Source organism: Variovorax restrictus (assembly GCF_051216715.1).
Lineage (GTDB): Bacteria > Pseudomonadota > Gammaproteobacteria > Burkholderiales > Burkholderiaceae_C > Variovorax.
This window is the reverse complement of sequence record NZ_JBPJZH010000001.1, coordinates 58,883-75,835: the sequence shown is the minus strand read 5'-3', so window position 1 is coordinate 75,835 and position 16,953 is coordinate 58,883. Positions and strand designations below refer to the sequence as shown.

The window sequence follows — 16,953 nt, the reverse complement described above, 5'->3', positions numbered from 1 at the left end:
TTCGCTTCAACCTTCGCAGGAGTCGGACCCATGGGATCTCAAGACAAGTCTTTCGCGGCGGTCGCCGCCACGCCATCGCGCCGCCATGTGCTGCAGGCCGGTGCCGCCGGCATCGCCGCGCTCGCCGCGCCCTCGCTGGTGCTGGCGCAGGCCACGAAGATTCGCATCGGCTTCTGGCCGGTGGCTGCGGGCCTGCCCTTCTTCGCGGCGGTCGACAAGGGCTACTTCAAGGAGGCCGGCCTCGACGTCGAACCGCTGAAGTTCGCCGGCGCGCAGCAGGTGATGGAAGCGATGCTCTCGGGCCGCTCCGACGGCAGCTCGAACGGCACCGGCTCGGCCAACCTCGCCATCGGCGAGATCGCGCAGCCCGGCCTCTTCAAGATCTTCTGCACCAACCCGAGCAACGCCAAGTTCGTGCTCGACGAGTTCATCACCGCCAAGGACAGCCCCTTCAAGACCGTGGCCGACCTCAAGGGCAAGAAGGTCGCGTCGGGCCCCGGGATCCAGAACGTGACGCTCTGCAAGACCATGCTCGAGCGCGCCGGCGCCACCGGCGCCACCGTGACCGAACTGCCCATCGGCCAGCACGTGGCCGCGCTGGTGGCGGGCCAGGTCGATGCCTGCTACACGCTGGAGCCGACCGGCACCATCGGCCGCATGAACGGCACCACGCGCGTCATCGAAGCCGGCGTGGTCGCCAAGTACATCCTGGGCGACCCGATGGCCCCATGGCACGGCGGTGCGGCCAGCCTCACGACCGAGTTCATCAAGAAGAACCCGGAGCTGACCAAGAAGTACATCGCGGCCTATGCACGCGGCGTCGAGCTGGTGCGCACGAAGCCCGACGAGGCCCGCCAGTTCATGAAGGGCTATACCGCCATCGAAGGCGCGCTCACCGCCGAAGTGCCGCTCGCGTCCTACATGCTCTACAACGAGTTCAAGCCGAGCGACGTCGCCTACTTCCAGAAGTTCTACGACCTGTTCACCGAGAAGGGCATCTTCGAGAAGAAGGTGCCGGTGGACGCGCTCTTGTACAAGGCCTGAACCATGGCCGACACCTCCGTCGCGCCTGTCAGCGTCAGTTCTGGCGCCGCCACCAAGCCCTGGTCGCCGCCCGCGAACGGCGCCGCCTCGGCGGTGCCCAAGCCGCCGCTGTGGGACAAGCTGCTGCCCTTCATCGGGCCGGTGGTGCTCTTCATCCTCTGGGACCTGGTGGTGCGGCTCGGCTTCATCAAGCCGATCCTGCTGCCGGCCCCAGCGGACACCGTCAGCACGCTGATCACCGGCCTGGCCGGCGGTCCGCTGCTCACCGACTTCGCGGTGACGGTGGGGCGCACGCTGCAGGCCTTCCTGATAGCGGCGGTGGTCGGCGTGCCGTTGGGCGTGCTGCTGGGCAGCAACGAGCGCGTGTACCGCAGCGTCGAGTTCCTGATCGACTTCTTCCGCTCCACGCCGTCGTCGGCGCTCATCCCGCTGTTCCTCTTGATCTTCGGCGTGTCGGACATCAACAAGGTCGCCATCGCGGCCTTCGGTGCCTTCCTCATCGTGATCTTCAACAGCGCCTATGGCGTCATCAATGCGCGCAAGCAGCGGGTGATGGCGGCGAAGGTGATGGGCGCCTCGCGCTGGCAGGTCTTCAAGGACGTGCTGATCTGGGAAAGCCTGCAGCCCTCGTTCGTAGGCTTGCGCTCGGCGGTCTCGATGGCGCTGGTGATCGTGATCGTGGCCGAGATGTTCATCGGCTCCGACGCGGGCCTGGGCAACCGCATCATCAACGCGCAGCAGGTGCTCAACGTGAAGAGCATGTACGCGGCCATCCTCGCGGCGGGTGCGTTGGGCTATGCGCTCAACATCCTGTTCCTCATTGCAGAACGCAAGATCGTTCACTGGTCCGGAAGGTAATCGCCATGTCCGCAGTTCTCAACGGCCCGGTGTACGCCGATGTGCCCAAGCCCGCGTTCCAGCCCGGCCCGGCCGGCACGCACATCACCATCCGCGGCCTCACGAAGTACTTCGCCGGCTGGCCGCTGTACGAGAACTTCGACCTCGACATCCCCAAGCACAAGATCGTTTCGGTCTTCGGGCCCAACGGCTGCGGCAAGTCGACGCTGATCAACATGATCGCGGGGCTGGTGCCGATCGACAGCGGCGAGATCCTGTTCGACGGCAAGTCGCTCAAGGACACGAAGATCGGCTACGTCTTTCAGAACTACCGTGAGGCGATGTTCCCGTGGATGCGCACCATCGACAACATCGCCTACCCGCTCAAGCTCGAAGGCAGGTCGAAGGCCGAGGTGGATCGCCGCATGGAAGAACTGGTCGCGTCCTTCGATGTCAAGTTCGACCTGAAACGCTTTCCGTACGAGCTGTCGGGCGGGCAGCAGCAGACCGCATCGATCATGCGGGCGCTGGCGCCGAACCCCGAGGTGCTGTTCCTCGACGAGCCCTTCTCGGCGCTCGATTTCGAGATGACGCTGTTCATCCGCGAGAAGCTGCAGGAGGTGTTCATCCAGACCGGTACCACCATGCTGCTGGTGTCGCACGACCTGGAAGAAGCCGTATACCTGGCCGACGAGGTGCTGCTGCTGACCAAGCGACCGACCAAGGTCGCCGAGATCCTGAAGTACGACGACGCGCGTCCGCGCACGCTGGAGACGCTCAGCTCGGCCAGCTTCGTCGCGACGAAGAAGTTGAGCCTGGAGATCTTCCAGCGCGAAGTGCGCCGCTGATCACGCGCATCGAAGGAGCCGCGATGACCCCCGCCCAGACCGAAGCCTATGTCGACGCGGCGGCCGCCGCGCTCGACCTGAACCTGCGCCCTGACTACCGCCCCGGCGTGTTGCGCTTCTTCACGCTGGCCGCCGAGATGGCGGCCGTGGTCGACGCCGTGCCGCTCGAGCCGCATGCGGAGTCGGCGGTGTCCTTTGTGCCGGTGAGCGCGAAGGAGAAGGACGCATGAGCGCGGATGCATTGCTCCTGAAAGACGCAGCCGCCATGGCTGAAGCGGTGCGCAGCGGCACCGTGAGCGCGATCGCGCTGGTGCAGGCCAGCCTCGACCGCATCGGCGCCACCGACGGCCGCGTCAACGCTTTCACCGACGTGGTGCGCGAACGCGCGCTGCGCCGTGCCGGCCAGGTCGATGCGTCGCTGGCCTCGTCGAACGGGCAACGCACCCGCGAGCTGCCGCTGCTCGGCGTGCCCTTCGCGGTGAAGAACCTGTTCGACATCGCCGGCCTGCCCACGCTGGCGGGCTCGAAGATCGAGCGCGACAGCACACCCGCGCGCAGCGATGCCGCGCTGGTGCGCCGGCTCGAAAGCGCCGGTGCGGTGCTGGTCGGCGCGCTCAACATGGACGAGTACGCCTACGGCTTCACCACCGAGAACAGCCATGTCGGCCCGGCCCACAACCCGCACGACCTGACGCGCATCGCGGGCGGCTCGTCGGGCGGTTCGGGCGCGGCCGTCGCGGCCGGCCAGGTGCCGCTCACACTGGGTTCCGACACCAACGGTTCCATCCGCGTGCCGGCCTCGCTGTGCGGCATCTTCGGCCTCAAGCCGACCTTCGGCCGGCTGCCGCGCACCGGCACCTACCCCTTCATCTCGAGCCTCGACCACCTCGGGCCCTTCGCGCGTTCGGTGCGCGACTTGGCATTGGCGTACGACGCGATGCAAGGCCCCGAAACGCACGCACCGCACGACCCCGGCTGCGCGCAGCGTGCGGTCGAGCCGACCGTGTCGCAGCTGTCGCACGGCACGCGCGGCCTGCGCATCGGCGTGCTCGGCGGCTACTTCCGCGAGCGCGCCCAGCCCGAGGCCTTGAGCGCGGTCGACCGCGTGGCCGAGGCGCTGGGCGCCAGCAAGACGGGCGAGCTGCCGATGGTCGAGGCCGGCCGCGCCGCCGCCTTCCTCATCACCAACGCCGAAGGCGCCGCACTCCATCTGCATGACCTGCGCCAGCGCCCACAGGATTTCGAGCCGCTGTCGCGCGACCGCTTCCTCGCGGGCGCGCTGATTCCCGCGGCCTGGGTGGCGCGTGCGCAGCGCGTGCGGCGCCTCTACGCCGAGCAGGCCGCCAGGCTGTTCGAGCGCTTCGACATCCTGCTGGCCCCATCGACGCCGTGTGCCGCGACGCCCATCGGCGCCGAGTGGTTCGAGCTCAACGGCCAGCGCCTGCCGGTGCGCCCCAACATGGGCGTGCTCACGCAACCGATCTCGTGCATCGGCCTGCCGGTGTGCGCCGTTCCGGTGTGGGGCTCGCATGCCAGCCTGCCGATCGGCGTGCAGGTGATCGCCGCGCCGTGGCGTGAAGACCTGGCGCTGCGCGTGGCGGCTGCGTTGGAGGCCGCAGGCGTCGTGCAGGCGCCCGTCGCCGCACTGGGCTGAGGGCGTACGCCAGCCAACGGCGCAGGCACGCTTTATGCACACCGTCTTGTATCCAAGAAAGAACAAGCCGATGACCTTGACGCGTTCCGCCTCCACCCGCCCCTCGTCCTCGCGCGACCTACTGTCGCGCCGCGCCGTGCTCAAGGCGGCTGCGCTCGCGCCGCTGATGGGGCCGGCCGCCGCCGTCGTGGCGCAACCCGCCGCGTACCCGAGCCACGCCCTGAAGATGGTGATCCCGTTCCCCGCAGGCGGCGCGACCGACTACGCCGGGCGCGCCATGGGCACGGCCCTGTCGACCACCTGGAAGCAGTCCGTGGTCTTCGAGAACCGCGTCGGCGCCGGCTCGACCATCGGCACCGAGGCCGGCGCCAAGAGCGCGCCCGATGGCTACACGCTGGTGATGGGCATCCCGGCCGGCGTGACCATCGCGCCGCACATCTATCCCAAGCTGGGCTACGACCCGATCAAGGACCTGGTGCCGGTGGCCGGCTTCGCGACCTCGCCGCTGGTGGTCGTGGTGCCGGTCGACTCGCCCTTCAAGACCTTCCCCGATCTCGTCGCCTATGCCAAGGCGCACCCGGGCGAACTGAGCTATGCGTCCAACGGCAGCGGCTCCCTGCCGCACCTCACGGCGGAGTGGTTCCTGTCCGAGGCCAAGCTCAAGATCACGCACGTGCCTTACCGGGGAAGCGCGCAGGCCTTGCCCGACCTGATCGCCGGGCGCACGCAGGTGATGTTCGACATCATCGTGTCGGCCCTGCCGCTGATCGAAGGCGGCAAGCTGCGTGTGCTGGCCGTGACCGGCGCCAAACCGACCACGCGCCTGCCCGGCGTGCCGACCGTCGCGAGCTTCGGCTACCCGGGCTTCGCGGCCGACCAGTGGTATGGCCTCTTCGTGCCCGCGGGCACGCCCGAAGCCGTCGTGCGCAAGGTCGAGGCCGACGTGCAGGCCGCCACCGCCGACCCGCGCCTGCGCGGCCAGATGTGGCAGCGCGGCGCCGAGATCCAGTACCTGCCGGCCAAGGCACTGTCGGAGGCCGTGCGCACCGACTCGCAGCGCTGGGCCGTCATCGCCAAGGCCACCGGCGCGCGCGCCGAGTAGGCCTGCCGCACCGCTCTCGTTTTTTCTCCACGACCCATCCGTTCATTCCTACCGGAGCCCACCCATGAGCCAGATCAATCGCCGCGACTCCCTCAAATCCATCGCCGCCCTCGGCGCCGCCGGCACGCTGGGCGGCTGGAGCGCGCTCGCCAACGCGCAGGCCAAGCCGCTCACCGTCGGCGTGATCTACGTCGGCCCGCGCGACGACTATGGCTACAACCAGGCGCATGCGCAGGCCGCGGCCGAGATCAAGAAGATGCCCGGCGTGAAAGTGGTCGAGGAAGAGAACGTGCCCGAGACCGCGGCGGTGCAGAAGACCATGACCGGCATGATTTCGCAGGACGGCGCCAAGCTGCTGTTCCCCACGTCCTTCGGCTACTTCGACCCGCACATCCTGGCGCTCGCGCCGAAAAACCCCGACGTGCGCTTCTCGCATTGCGGCGGCATGTGGACCGAAGGCAAGCACCCGAAGAACGTCGGCAGCTTCTTCGGCTACATCGACGAGTGCCAGTACTTGAACGGCGTGATCGCCGCGCACATGACCAAGAGCAACAAGATCGCCTTCGTCGCGGCCAAGCCCATTCCGCAGGTGCTGCGCAACATCAACGCCTTCACGCTCGGGGCGCGCTCGGTCAAGCCCGGCATCACCTGCAGCGTGATCTTCACCGGCGACTGGTCGATGCCCGTGAAGGAAGCCGAAGCCACCAACAGCCTGGCCGACCAGGGCTGCGACGTGTTCACGATGCACGTCGACGGACCGAAGGTCGTGGTCGAGACGGCCGCCAAGCGCGGCAAGATGGTCTGCGGCTACCACGCGAGCCAGGCCAAGCTGGCACCGCAGGCCTACCTGACGGGCGCCGAGTGGAACTGGCTCACCGCGTACAAGACCATCATCGACGCCGCTCAGGCCGGCAAGCCGCACCCCAACTTCCTGCGCGGCGGCCTCAAGGAAGGCTACGTGAAGATGTCCGCCTACGGCCCGGCCGTGACCGACGCCGCGAAGAAGCAGGCCGACGGCATCAAGGCCCAGATGATCGCGGGCACCTTCGACATCTTCAAGAACGGCATCAAGGACAACAAGGGCGCCGTCATGGTGCCGGCGGGCAAGTCGCTCAAGCAGACCGACATCGAGCTCGAGAAGATGAACTACCTGGTCGAAGGCGTTCTCGGTTCCATCTGAGCACACGGCCATGCGCAACGCGCTGACGGAAATCGCCCTGCCGGCCTTCGCCATCGCGGCGGCGCTGGGGGTGTTCGGGCTGCTCGTCTGGTTCGCCGGCGTGAGCCCGGTGGACGTGTGGGTCACGCTCTTCAAGGGCGCCTTCGGCGACTGGTTCTCGTGGCAGAACACGCTGCAGCGCGCCGCGCCGCTGATGCTCACCGCACTGTGCGTGGCCATCCCGGCGCGCGCGGGGCTGGTCATCATCGGCGGCGAAGGCGCGGTGGTGCTCGGCGGCCTGGCCTGCGCCGCGCTGCCCTACGTGGTGCCGCTGCCCGGCAACGTCGTCGGCACAGTGGCCATCTGCATTGCTGGCGCGGTGGCGGGGGCACTGTGGATCATGCTGGCGGGCTGGCTGCGGCAGTACCGCGGCATCAACGAAACCATCAGCAGCCTGCTGCTGGCCTACATCGCCATCGGCATCTTCAAGCACCTGGTCGAAGGCCCGCTGCGCGATCCGGCCAGCCTGAACAAGCCGTCGACGCGCTCGCTGCCCGAAGGGCTGGCCATCGGCGGCATCGCGGGGTCGGATGTGCACTGGGGGCTGGTGATCGGCATCGTGGCGTGCGTCGGGCTCGGGCTGTGGCTGCGCGCGACCGCATCGGGCTTCTCGGTGCGCGTGGTGGGCGGCAACCCGCGCACCGCGCAACTGGTCGGCCTGCCGGCCACGCAACTCATCCTGGTGGCCTGCGGCGTCGGCGGTGCCTGCGCCGGCGTGGCGGGCGCGGTCGAGGTGGCGGCGGTGCACACCAACGCCAACGCGTCGCTCATCGCGGGCTACGGCTACGCGGGCATCCTGGTGTCGTTCATCGCGCGGCACAACCCGATCGCGATCATTCCCGTGGCCATCCTGTTCGGCGGCTTCGGCGCCGCGGGCAGCCTGCTGCAACGACGGCTCGGCCTGCCCGATGCATCTGTGCTGGTGCTGCAGGGCATCGCCTTCGTGCTGATCCTGGCGAGCGAGGGGCTGCGCATGATTGACTGGAAGACGCTGTTGAAGAGCCGCATGCCGCGCGCGGTGCAGCCCAAGCTCACCAAGGAGGCGGCATGACCGCCGACCAATGGATCGCGCTGGTGGCCGGCATCGTCGGCGGCGCATTGCGGGTGGGCGCCCCCTTCCTCTTCGTGAGTCTCGGCGAATGCCTCACCGAGAAGTCGGGGCGCATCAATCTTGGCCTCGAAGGCGTGCTGGTGCTGTCGGCCATGGCGGCCTTCGGCGGTGCGTACCTCACCGACTCGGCCTGGCTCGGCGTGCTGATCGGCGCGGTCGCCGGCGCCGTGCTCGCGCTGCTGCACGGCCTGCTGTGCTCGCTGGACCGCGTGAACGACGTGGCCACCGGCATCGCGCTGATGCTGCTGGGCACCGGGCTTGCGTTTTACCTGGGCAAGCCGCTGATCCAGCCACAGGCGCCGCAGTTGCCAGCGATCCCGCTCGGCTTCTGGAGCGACAACACGGTGGTGCAGTCGGCGCTGCAGGTCAATGCGCTGGTGCCCGTCGGCATCGTGCTGGCGGGCCTCATGTACTGGGGCTTCGCGCGCACGCGTGCCGGCCTGCTGGTGCGCATGGCGGGCGATTCGGCGAACGCGACGCGGGCGCTCGGCTATTCGGTCTCGGGCATCCGCATCGCAGCGACCACGGCGGGCGGCTTCATCGCCGGGCTCGGCGGCGCGTCGCTCACGCTGTTCTATCCGGGCAGCTGGAACGAAGGCATCTCCAGTGGGCAGGGCCTGATCGCCGTGGCGCTGGTGATCTTCGCGCGCTGGAGCCCGCTGCGCTGTGTGGGCGCGGCCTTTCTCTTCGGCGGTGCGGGTGCCATCGGCCCGGCGTTGCAATCGATCGGCGTCGGCTGGGGCTACCACCTGTTCAACACCGTGCCCTACGTGCTGACGCTGGTCATCCTGGTATTCACCTGCAAGCCGGGCAGTGTCGCCATCGGCAGCCCGGGCGAGTTGTCATCCACACGTTGAGGAACATTTCATGAGCGGTTTCGGTGGTCTGAACAAATCGGCGAACGGCGTCGTCATCGGCCTGGTGCAGTGCCAGTTGCCGGTGGTGCGCACGCCGGAGGAACTGGCGGCGCAGACGCAGCGCATCGTCGAACTCGTCGGCAAGGCGCGGCGCAACCAGGGCACGATGGACCTGGTCGTGTTCCCGGAGTATTCGCTGCACGGCCTGTCGATGGACATTTCGCCCGAGATCATGTGCACGCTCGACGGGCCCGAGGTCGCGGCCTTCCGCCAAGCCTGCATCGACAACACCATTTGGGGCTGCTTCTCGATCATGGAAGCCAACCCCGGCGGCTACCCGTACAACAGCGGGCTCATCATCGACGACACGGGCGCCATCCGCCTCTACTACCGCAAGATGCATCCGTGGGTGCCGGTCGAGCCGTGGGAGCCGGGCAACCTGGGCATCCCGGTGTGCGATGGCCCCAACGGCAGCAAGCTCGCGCTCATCATCTGCCACGACGGCATGCTGCCCGAGATGGCGCGCGAGGCCGCGTACAAGGGCGCCGAGATCATCATCCGCACTGCGGGCTACACCGCGCCGATCCGCCACGCCTGGAAGATCACCAACCAGGCCAATGCCTTCTGCAACCTGGCCTACACCGCGAGCGTGTGCATGTGCGGCAGCGACGGCACCTTCGACTCGATGGGTGAAGGCATGTTCTGCAGCTTCGACGGCACGGTGATGGTCGAAGGCGGCGGTCGCGTCGACGAGATCGTCACCTGCGAACTGCGGCCCGACCTGGTGCGCGAGGCGCGCACGGGCTGGGGCGTGGAGAACAACATCTACCAGCTCTATCACCGCGGCTACGTGGCGGTGAAGGGCGGTGCGCAGGACTTTCCGTACACCTACATGCAGGACATGGCGTCGGGCCAGTACAAGCTGCCGTGGAGCGACCAGGTGAAGGTGGTCGATGGCACCTCGTGCGGGTTCACCGCGCCGCTGCGCGCGTACAAGGGCCCGGAGTCGCATCCGCTGGTGCCGCATGTGCCGATGACCGTGCCCGACATTCCGGATCAGCCCGACTCCTCGCACCGCAAGGCGACCGGTCAATGACGACCGTTTCCGCCCAGCCTTATGCATGGCCCTACAACGGCGACCTGCGCCCGGAGAACACCGCGCTCGTCGTCATCGACATGCAGACCGACTTCTGCGGCAAGGGCGGCTATGTCGACGTGATGGGTTACGACCTGTCGCTGGTGCAAGCGCCGATCGAGCCGATCCGCAAGACGATGGCGCGCCTGCGCGAGTTGGGCTTCCACATCATCCACACGCGCGAAGGCCACCGGCCCGACCTGGCCGATCTGCCGGCCAACAAGCGCTGGCGCTCGCGGCAGATCGGCGCGAACGGCGTGGGAATCGGTGACGACGGGCCGTGCGGGCGCATCCTGGTGCGCGGCGAGCCGGGCTGGGAGATCATTCCCGCGCTGGCGCCGCTGCCCGGCGAAGTCGTGATCGACAAGCCCGGAAAGGGCTCGTTCTACGCCACCGACCTCGAACTCATCCTGCGCACGCGCGGCATCGAGAACCTGATCCTCACGGGCATCACGACCGACGTGTGCGTGCACACGACCATGCGCGACGCCAACGACCGCGGCTTCGAATGCCTGCTGCTGTCGGACTGCACGGCAGCCACCGACCACGGCAACCACCTCGCCGCGCTCAAGATGATCACCATGCAGGGCGGCGTGTTCGGCGCGCATGCCGATTCCGCGGCGCTGCTGGCCGCCCTGGCCTGAGCCTCCTGCAAGGACCGACCTCATGAACGCCGTCGCCACCCCCATCGGTGCCTTGCCCGCCGCCACCGGCGCACTCGCGCTCGACACCTACCAGCTCACCAAGCGCTTCGGTGCGTTCACCGCAATGGACAGCGTGACGATGCATGTCGAGCCCGGCACGGTGCACGCGCTGCTCGGCGAAAACGGCGCGGGCAAGAGCACGCTGGTGAAGTGCGTCGCCGGCTTCCAGCGCGCGGAGGAGGGCAGCATCCTGATCGACGGGCGCGAGCAGGACATCGCCAACCCGATCGTCGCGCGCGCACTCGGCATCGGCATGGTCTACCAGCACTTCACGCTGGCGCCCGGCATGACGGTGGCGGAGAACCTGCTGCTGGCCGGCGGCAAGACGCCCGCGCTGATCGACTGGAGGAAGACGCGCGCCGAACTCGAAGCCTTTCTCGCGACCACGCCGTTCAGCCTCGACCTCGACGTGATGCCCTCGTCGCTCGCGGCCGGCGAGAAGCAGAAGCTCGAACTGCTCAAGCAGTTGTACCTGCGCCCGCGCCTGCTCATCCTCGACGAGCCGACCTCGGTGCTCACGCCGCAGGAGGCCGACGAGGTGCTGGGCCACGTGCGCGACTTCGCCAAGAGCGGCCTGTGCACCGTGCTCATCATCACGCACAAGTTTCGCGAGGTGATGGCCTATGCCGACAGCGTGACGGTGCTGCGCCGTGGCAAGGCGGTGCACCACTGCCAGGTCGCCGACACCACGCCGGCGCTGCTGGCCGCGGCCATGATGGGCGAGGGCGTACCGGCGCCTGCCGAAGACGGCGCACCCGTGGCGGCGGCAGTGACCGGCCGTGCGCTGCATACCCTGAAGGCCGTGGCGGCCGATGCCCTGGTCGCGTTGAACGTCAAGCGCCTGCAGGCCATGGGCGATCGCGGCACGCTGGCCGTGCACGACCTGAGCCTGTCGGTGAAGGCGGGCGAAATCCTCGGCGTGGCAGGTGTGTCGGGCAACGGCCAGCGCGAGCTGGTCGAGGCGCTGGTCGGTCAGCGGGCGCGGCTGTCGGGCCAGGTCACGGTGATGGGCCAGCCCTACGCCGCGACCCGCAGCGAGAACCGCGAGCTGAAGGTGCGCAGTCTTCCCGAAGAACCGTTGCGCAATGCCTGCGTGGGTGACCTGAGCGTGGCTGAGAACATGGCGCTGCGCGACTTCGACCAGGCGCCGTTGTCACGCGGCGGTTGGTTGAACTTTCCGACCTGGCGCAGCCGCGCGCGCGAGTGGATCGCCGAATACGGCGTGAAGACGCAGGGCGAGGGCGCGCCGATCCGCAGCCTGTCGGGCGGCAACGTGCAGCGCGCCGTGCTCGCGCGCGAACTGGCGGGCGACATCAACGTGTTGATCGCCGCCAACCCGGTGTTCGGCCTCGACTTCGCGGCCGTTGCGGAGATCCATTCGCGCATCGTGCAGGTGCGGGAGAAGGGTGGGGCGGTGCTGCTGATCAGCGAGGACCTTGATGAACTATTGGAGCTGTCGGATCGCATCGTCGTGATGAGCGAGGGGCGGGTGGTGTTCGAGACGGCGGCTGCGACGGCGGAGCGGCGTGAGCTGGGGGCGCATATGGGTGGGGGGCATCATTGATTTGCTCTTTCGTTTTCTTTTGGGTGCGCGCCCGACAGGCGGTGCGGGCCGGGCTTGGTGGGCGCGACGATTGCGCTCGCCGGAAAGAGATGCGCAACCGTCGTGTCCACGTTGGTGGGTGGTCTGCCTTTGGGCGGCTGTTGAGGCTCCGGCGAGCACCGCAGCGGCAGGCGGATCAGGGCCGCGCGTGTTTGAGCGCAGCGAGTTTGCGCGGACCCCGCCTGACGCGAGGAGCAGCAGCGAAGTCCGAAGGACCGGAGACGTCTGCCGCCCAAAGGTAGACCGCCCACCGACGCTCCCCGCACATCAACGAACAAGCCGGCGAAGGCATCCCATGCGCATAGAACAAGCCCAACCCTTCCCCTACGACTTCGACCTGCAGAAGACCGCGCTGGTCCTCATCGACATGCAGCGCGACTTCATCGAGCCTGGTGGCTTCGGCGAGACCCTGGGCAACGACGTGTCGCTGCTCGAAGCCATCGTGCCGGCGACGAAGATCGTGCTCGAGACATGGCGAGAGGCAGGTGGCCTGGTGGTCCACACGCGCGAGTCGCACCATCCCGATCTGTCGGACTGCCCACCTGCCAAGTTGAACCGCGGCAACCCGACATTGCGCATCGGCGACGAAGGCCCGATGGGCCGCATCCTCGTCAGGGGCGAGCCGGGCAACCAGATCATCGACGCGCTCGCACCCATCGCCGGTGAATGGGTCATCGACAAGCCGGGCAAGGGCATGTTCTACGCCACCGGCCTGCATGAGAAGCTGCAGGCGCGCGGCATCACGCACCTGCTGTTTGGCGGCGTGACGACCGAGGTGTGCGTGCAGACCAGCATGCGCGAGGCCAACGACCGCGGCTACGACGGACTGCTGCTCGAGGACTGCACCGAAAGCTACTTCCCCGCTTTCAAGGCCGCGGCCATCGAGATGATCCGCGCGCAGGGCGCCATCGTCGGCTGGACGACATCGAGCGCGCAGCTGCTGGCGGCGCTCAAGGGCTAACATCGACCCCGTGTCCGTCCTCGCTCCCACCTCGCCCCTCGACCCCGACGTTGCCGTGTTCCGCACGCGCGCCGACGAGGTCTACGCGCAGCTCAAGCGCGACATCTCCGAATTCAAGTTGGTCCCTGGTGACCGCTTCACCGAGAACGAGATCAGCGAGCGTCTCGGCGTGTCGCGCACGCCGGTGCGGCAAGCCTTGTTCCGGCTGCAGCAGGAAGGCTTCGTCGAAGTGCTGTTCCGCAGCGGCTGGCGCGTGCTGCCCTTCGACTTCGACCAGTTCGAGCAGTTCTACGACTTGCGCATGGTGTTGGAAACGACGGCCGTGCACCGCCTGTGCGAGACCGATCGCCATGTCGACCGCGGCATGCTCGATGCGCTGGCCGGCATCTGGCTCGTGCCCGCCGCGCAGCGCAGCAGCGACACCGTGCAGGTCGGCCTGTGGGACGAGGACTTTCACTGCGCGCTGGTGGCCGCGGCCGGCAATGCCGAGATGGCCCGCGTGCACCGCGACGTGACCGATCGCATCCGCATCATCCGACGGCTCGACTTCACCAAGCAGCCGCGCATCGACGCCACCTACGACGAGCACGCGAAGATCCTCAAGGCCGTGCGCGCTAACCGCGGCGACCAGGCTGCGATGCTGCTGCGTGCGCACATCGAGACCAGCCAGGCCGAGGTGCGCAAGATCACGCTGCACCAGATGCACCTCGCGCGTCGTAACGGACAAAGCATCGCGCGGTAATCGAGGCCCGCAATCTCCCACGGGCGCGTGCGGGCTTCCCGGGCTTGTCACAGAGTGTTTTTCTAATGGGCGCTGGCTCCTCGCATCGACGCGGAGCCCGCCGGCAAGCGACGGGCGACACGCCCTTGTCACGCCGGTGATCCCTCATCCTTGAAGAGATCCACTCCATGAAAAAGACACTCGTCGCCGTTGCGGCACTGACCGCCGCAGCGGGCGCATTCGCCCAGTCCACCGTCACCCTCTTCGGTGTGCTCGATACGTCCGTGGCCCACATCTCCAGCGGCGGCAACAGCGTGACCGGCCTCTCCAGTGGTGGCGTGTCCAGCAGCCGCCTGGGCTTCCGCGGCACGGAAGATCTCGGCGGCGGTCTCGCGGCCGGCTTCTGGCTCGAAGGCGGCATCGCTGCCGACAACGGCAACAGCAGCGGCTATTCCTTCGACCGCCGCTCCACGGTGAGCCTGTCGAGCAACGCCTTCGGCGAACTGCGCCTGGGTCGCGACAAGGTGCCGGCGTACCTGAACATCGAAACCTTCGACCCCTTCGGCGACGTCGGCGTCGGCGGCGTGAACGGTTCCAACCTCGTCGGCAGCGCCACGTCGGCCGCCGGTACGCCCGAAGGCAGCGCGCCCAAGCGTGCGAGCAACAGCATCAACTACCTGCTGCCGGCCACGCTCGGCGGCATCTACGGCCAGGTGCAGTACGCCTTCGGCGAACAGGTCGACACCCCGGCCATCACCAACGAGTCGCTGCGCAACAGCGCGGGCTTCCGCATTGGCTACGCCGCCGGTCCGCTGAACGTGGCGCTGGGCTATGGCCAGGTGCGCGGCGGCACCACGACGGCCGACATCGATTACCGCGCCACCAACATCGGCGCGTCGTACAACTTCGGCTTCGTCAAGCCGATGCTGCTGATCGCTTCGGAACGCGGCAACGGCCGCAAGGTCGAGCTGTACGAGATCGGTGCAACCGTGCCCGTGGGTGCCGGCGAAATCCGCGCGGCCTACAGCATGTACAAGCGCAAGGACATCTCCGATGCGGACTCGAACCGCGTCGCGCTGGGCTACGGCTACAACCTGTCGAAGCGCACGCAGCTCTACGCCACCGTCGCACGCGTCGACAACGACGACCGCGCCACGCGCGGCCTCACCGTGTCGTCGTCTTCGCTGGCCAGCCCGACCATCGCGGCCGGCCGCAACGTGACGGGCTACGAGTTCGGCGTTCGCCACAGCTTCTGATCGGTCGCTTTCAGCCGAGCGCCACGAGGCGCTCGCGCAGGAACTCGGCAAACGCATAGGCGATCACCGGCAACTGGCGCCCGCGCAGGTTCGCGAGCACCAGTTCGCCGCGTGGAAAGCCGCGGTCCTCGATCTCGCGCGCGACGATGTTCGGGTCGTCCAGCGCCGTACCGATCGCCATCTGGAACGAGATCGACGCGCGGTCGTCCAGGCAGCCGCGCAGGAACTCGAAGCTGTTGCTCTCCACCATTGGCTGGAAGCGGATCGAGCTGCGCGCTAGAAAGCGCTCCAGCAACTGGCGCCCACCCGTGTCGCGGTTGGGCAGCACCACCGGATAGTCCGCGCAATGGCGCAGCCGCAGGCCCGGTGTGTGCGCCAGCGGATGCTTCGCGTGCATCACCGCCATCAGCTTCTGCTCGACCACGGCCATGCGGTCGAGGTCCGGCTCGGGCGCGAGGTTGAAGACGATGGCCAGTTCGGTTTCGAGGCCGCGCAGCGCGTCGGCCGCCTGCACGTGGTCGCCGATGCGCGCCTCGAAGGCGACCAGCGGATGGGTCTTGCGAAAGGCCGCGATAGCCGCCGGCAGGAAGCGCGGCGCCAGTGCCTGGCTGGCCACCAGCCGGACCGTGCCGCGGCGCAGGCTCTGCAGTTCCTCGATCTCGGAGCGCACGCGGTCGAGCTCAGCGCTGCGGTCGCGGATGTAGCGCACGAACAGCTCGCCCGCCGCGGTCAGCCGCATGCCGCGTGGCAGGCGCTCGAAGATCGGCGTGCCGAGTTCTTCCTCGATGTCCTGGATGCGGCGGTTGACCGCCGACGGTGCGACGTGCAGCCGTTCGGCCGCCTGGCGGATCGAGCCCACGCGGGCCACTTCGTCGACGTAGCGCAGCAGGCGCAGATGGTTCATGCGGGTGGATCTTGCAACGATCGTGCCGCAGCCAATGGTGCCATTTCGGCAACGGTCGTGACGCGATAAAGCGTCAAAGCAGCGCACTGTTTGGCACGTCGGGTGCGTGGCTTTCGGCATGAAAGCTCCTTCGCGCTCCCCACGCCCCAAGTTGGCGCCGACGACGCCCGACATCGCGGCATCCTTCGGCCCGGCGGTGCACAACGCCTGGCAACTGCAGGGCGGTGCCACCGCGCCGCGCGTCAGCCTCGTGCGCAAGGCGCGCAAGCCGCGGCCGTTGACGATCGCCGACGCCATGCCGCAGCCCGTCGAGATCGACCTGGCCCGCACGGCGCTGATCGTGGTCGACATGCAGAACGACTTCTGCGACCCCGAAGGCTGGTTCGCGCAGAAGGGTCTGGGCATCAAGGCGGCACGCCGACCGATCCCGGTGCTGCAGAAGTTGCTGCCGGCCTGGCGCCAAGCCGGTGGCGCGCTGGTGTGGCTCAACTGGGGGATCCGCGCCGACCGGGCGAACCTGTCGCCGACCATCCACTTCAAGGGCAAGCGCAGTGCCGACGGCGTGGGCTACGCCGAGGCCTCACCCATCGACCACGGCCCCTCGCTGGTGCAGGGCAGCTGGGGTGCGCAGGTGATCGACGAACTCACCGTCGCGCCCGGCGACCTCACGGTCCACAAGCACCGGCTTTCAGGCTTCTGGGACAACGAGCTCGACAGCGTGCTGCGCCAGCAGGGCATCACCACGCTGGTCTTCGCCGGCATCAACACCGACCGCTGCGTGTTCTCGACGCTGCAGGACGCCGCCTTCCTCGGTTACGACTGCGTGCTGCTGCAGGACGCGTGCAGCACGCCGTCTCCCGCCTATGTCACCAAGGGCGTGCTCTACATCGTCGAGCTGCTGCACGGCTTCGTTGCGAGCGCGGCCTCGTTGATGCGCGCGTTGCCTTCATCCGCTTCCTCTCGTTCTTCTCCATCCAACCCTCAGGAGTCCTGACCC

General features: G+C 68.1%; 17 protein-coding genes. 16 read left to right on the top strand and 1 reads right to left on the bottom strand.

The window, feature by feature from the left end; all coding sequences use genetic code 11:
- Window positions 1-30 precede the first annotated feature (30 nt).
- The 15 genes from ACSFA0_RS00375 (at window position 31) to ACSFA0_RS00305 (ending at window position 15,052) form a co-directional block, all read left to right on the top strand.
- Window positions 31-1,044 (top strand): ABC transporter substrate-binding protein, encoded by a 1,014-nt coding sequence (locus ACSFA0_RS00375; RefSeq protein WP_435448251.1) that lies wholly within the window; start codon window positions 31-33, stop codon window positions 1,042-1,044.
- A 3-nt stretch (window positions 1,045-1,047) separates the two neighbouring features.
- Window positions 1,048-1,902 (top strand): ABC transporter permease, encoded by an 855-nt coding sequence (locus tag ACSFA0_RS00370; RefSeq protein ID WP_435448250.1) that lies wholly within the window; start codon window positions 1,048-1,050, stop codon window positions 1,900-1,902.
- Window positions 1,903-1,907: 5 nt separating this feature from the next.
- Window positions 1,908-2,729: an ABC transporter ATP-binding protein gene (locus ACSFA0_RS00365; RefSeq protein WP_435448249.1), complete on the top strand. Its 822-nt coding sequence runs from the start codon at window positions 1,908-1,910 to the stop codon at window positions 2,727-2,729.
- 23 nt (window positions 2,730-2,752) lie between these two features.
- Window positions 2,753-2,959, top strand: a complete 207-nt coding sequence (locus tag ACSFA0_RS00360; protein ID WP_435448248.1) for a DUF4089 domain-containing protein — start codon at window positions 2,753-2,755, stop codon at window positions 2,957-2,959.
- A complete protein-coding gene (locus ACSFA0_RS00355) occupies window positions 2,956-4,383 on the top strand; it encodes an AtzE family amidohydrolase (protein ID WP_435448246.1) in 1,428 nt (475 codons plus the stop codon). Before ACSFA0_RS00360 ends, ACSFA0_RS00355 begins: the two co-directional genes overlap by 4 nt.
- A gap of 70 nt (window positions 4,384-4,453) precedes the next feature.
- Window positions 4,454-5,485, top strand: a complete 1,032-nt coding sequence (locus ACSFA0_RS00350) for a Bug family tripartite tricarboxylate transporter substrate binding protein (protein WP_435448245.1) — start codon at window positions 4,454-4,456, stop codon at window positions 5,483-5,485.
- Between the two features lie 64 nt (window positions 5,486-5,549).
- Window positions 5,550-6,665 carry a BMP family ABC transporter substrate-binding protein gene (locus ACSFA0_RS00345; protein ID WP_435448244.1) on the top strand — a complete coding sequence of 372 codons (1,116 nt, stop codon included), beginning with the start codon at window positions 5,550-5,552 and terminating at the stop codon, window positions 6,663-6,665.
- A gap of 10 nt (window positions 6,666-6,675) precedes the next feature.
- A complete protein-coding gene (locus ACSFA0_RS00340) occupies window positions 6,676-7,755 on the top strand; it encodes an ABC transporter permease (RefSeq protein WP_435448243.1) in 1,080 nt (359 codons plus the stop codon).
- Window positions 7,752-8,672 carry an ABC transporter permease gene (locus ACSFA0_RS00335; RefSeq protein ID WP_435448242.1) on the top strand — a complete coding sequence of 307 codons (921 nt, stop codon included), beginning with the start codon at window positions 7,752-7,754 and terminating at the stop codon, window positions 8,670-8,672. Before ACSFA0_RS00340 ends, ACSFA0_RS00335 begins: the two co-directional genes overlap by 4 nt.
- 10 nt (window positions 8,673-8,682) lie before the next feature.
- The gene (locus ACSFA0_RS00330) at window positions 8,683-9,768 is read left to right on the top strand and encodes a formamidase (RefSeq protein ID WP_435448241.1); all 1,086 of its coding nucleotides are present in this window, start codon (window positions 8,683-8,685) and stop codon (window positions 9,766-9,768) included.
- Complete coding sequence (gene biuH, locus ACSFA0_RS00325; RefSeq protein WP_435448240.1) at window positions 9,765-10,451, top strand: biuret amidohydrolase; 687 nt, start codon at window positions 9,765-9,767, stop codon at window positions 10,449-10,451. Before ACSFA0_RS00330 ends, biuH begins: the two co-directional genes overlap by 4 nt.
- Window positions 10,452-10,473: 22 nt before the next feature.
- A complete protein-coding gene (locus ACSFA0_RS00320; protein WP_435448239.1) occupies window positions 10,474-12,075 on the top strand; it encodes an ABC transporter ATP-binding protein in 1,602 nt (533 codons plus the stop codon).
- 334 nt (window positions 12,076-12,409) lie between these two features.
- A complete protein-coding gene (locus ACSFA0_RS00315) occupies window positions 12,410-13,075 on the top strand; it encodes a cysteine hydrolase family protein (RefSeq protein WP_435448238.1) in 666 nt (221 codons plus the stop codon).
- Between the two features lie 10 nt (window positions 13,076-13,085).
- Entirely contained in the window at window positions 13,086-13,817 is a 732-nt protein-coding gene (locus tag ACSFA0_RS00310; RefSeq protein ID WP_435448237.1) for a GntR family transcriptional regulator, read from the top strand.
- A gap of 167 nt (window positions 13,818-13,984) precedes the next feature.
- The gene (locus tag ACSFA0_RS00305; RefSeq protein ID WP_435448236.1) at window positions 13,985-15,052 is read left to right on the top strand and encodes a porin; all 1,068 of its coding nucleotides are present in this window, start codon (window positions 13,985-13,987) and stop codon (window positions 15,050-15,052) included.
- Between the two features lie 10 nt (window positions 15,053-15,062).
- On the opposite strand, the gene ACSFA0_RS00300 is transcribed toward ACSFA0_RS00305, so the two are convergent.
- A complete protein-coding gene (locus tag ACSFA0_RS00300) occupies window positions 15,063-15,956 on the bottom strand; it encodes a LysR family transcriptional regulator (RefSeq protein WP_435448235.1) in 894 nt (297 codons plus the stop codon).
- A gap of 118 nt (window positions 15,957-16,074) precedes the next feature.
- On the opposite strand from ACSFA0_RS00300, the gene ACSFA0_RS00295 reads away from it, so the two are divergent.
- Window positions 16,075-16,950 (top strand): cysteine hydrolase family protein, encoded by an 876-nt coding sequence (locus ACSFA0_RS00295; protein ID WP_435448234.1) that lies wholly within the window; start codon window positions 16,075-16,077, stop codon window positions 16,948-16,950.
- Window positions 16,951-16,953: the final 3 nt, after the last annotated feature.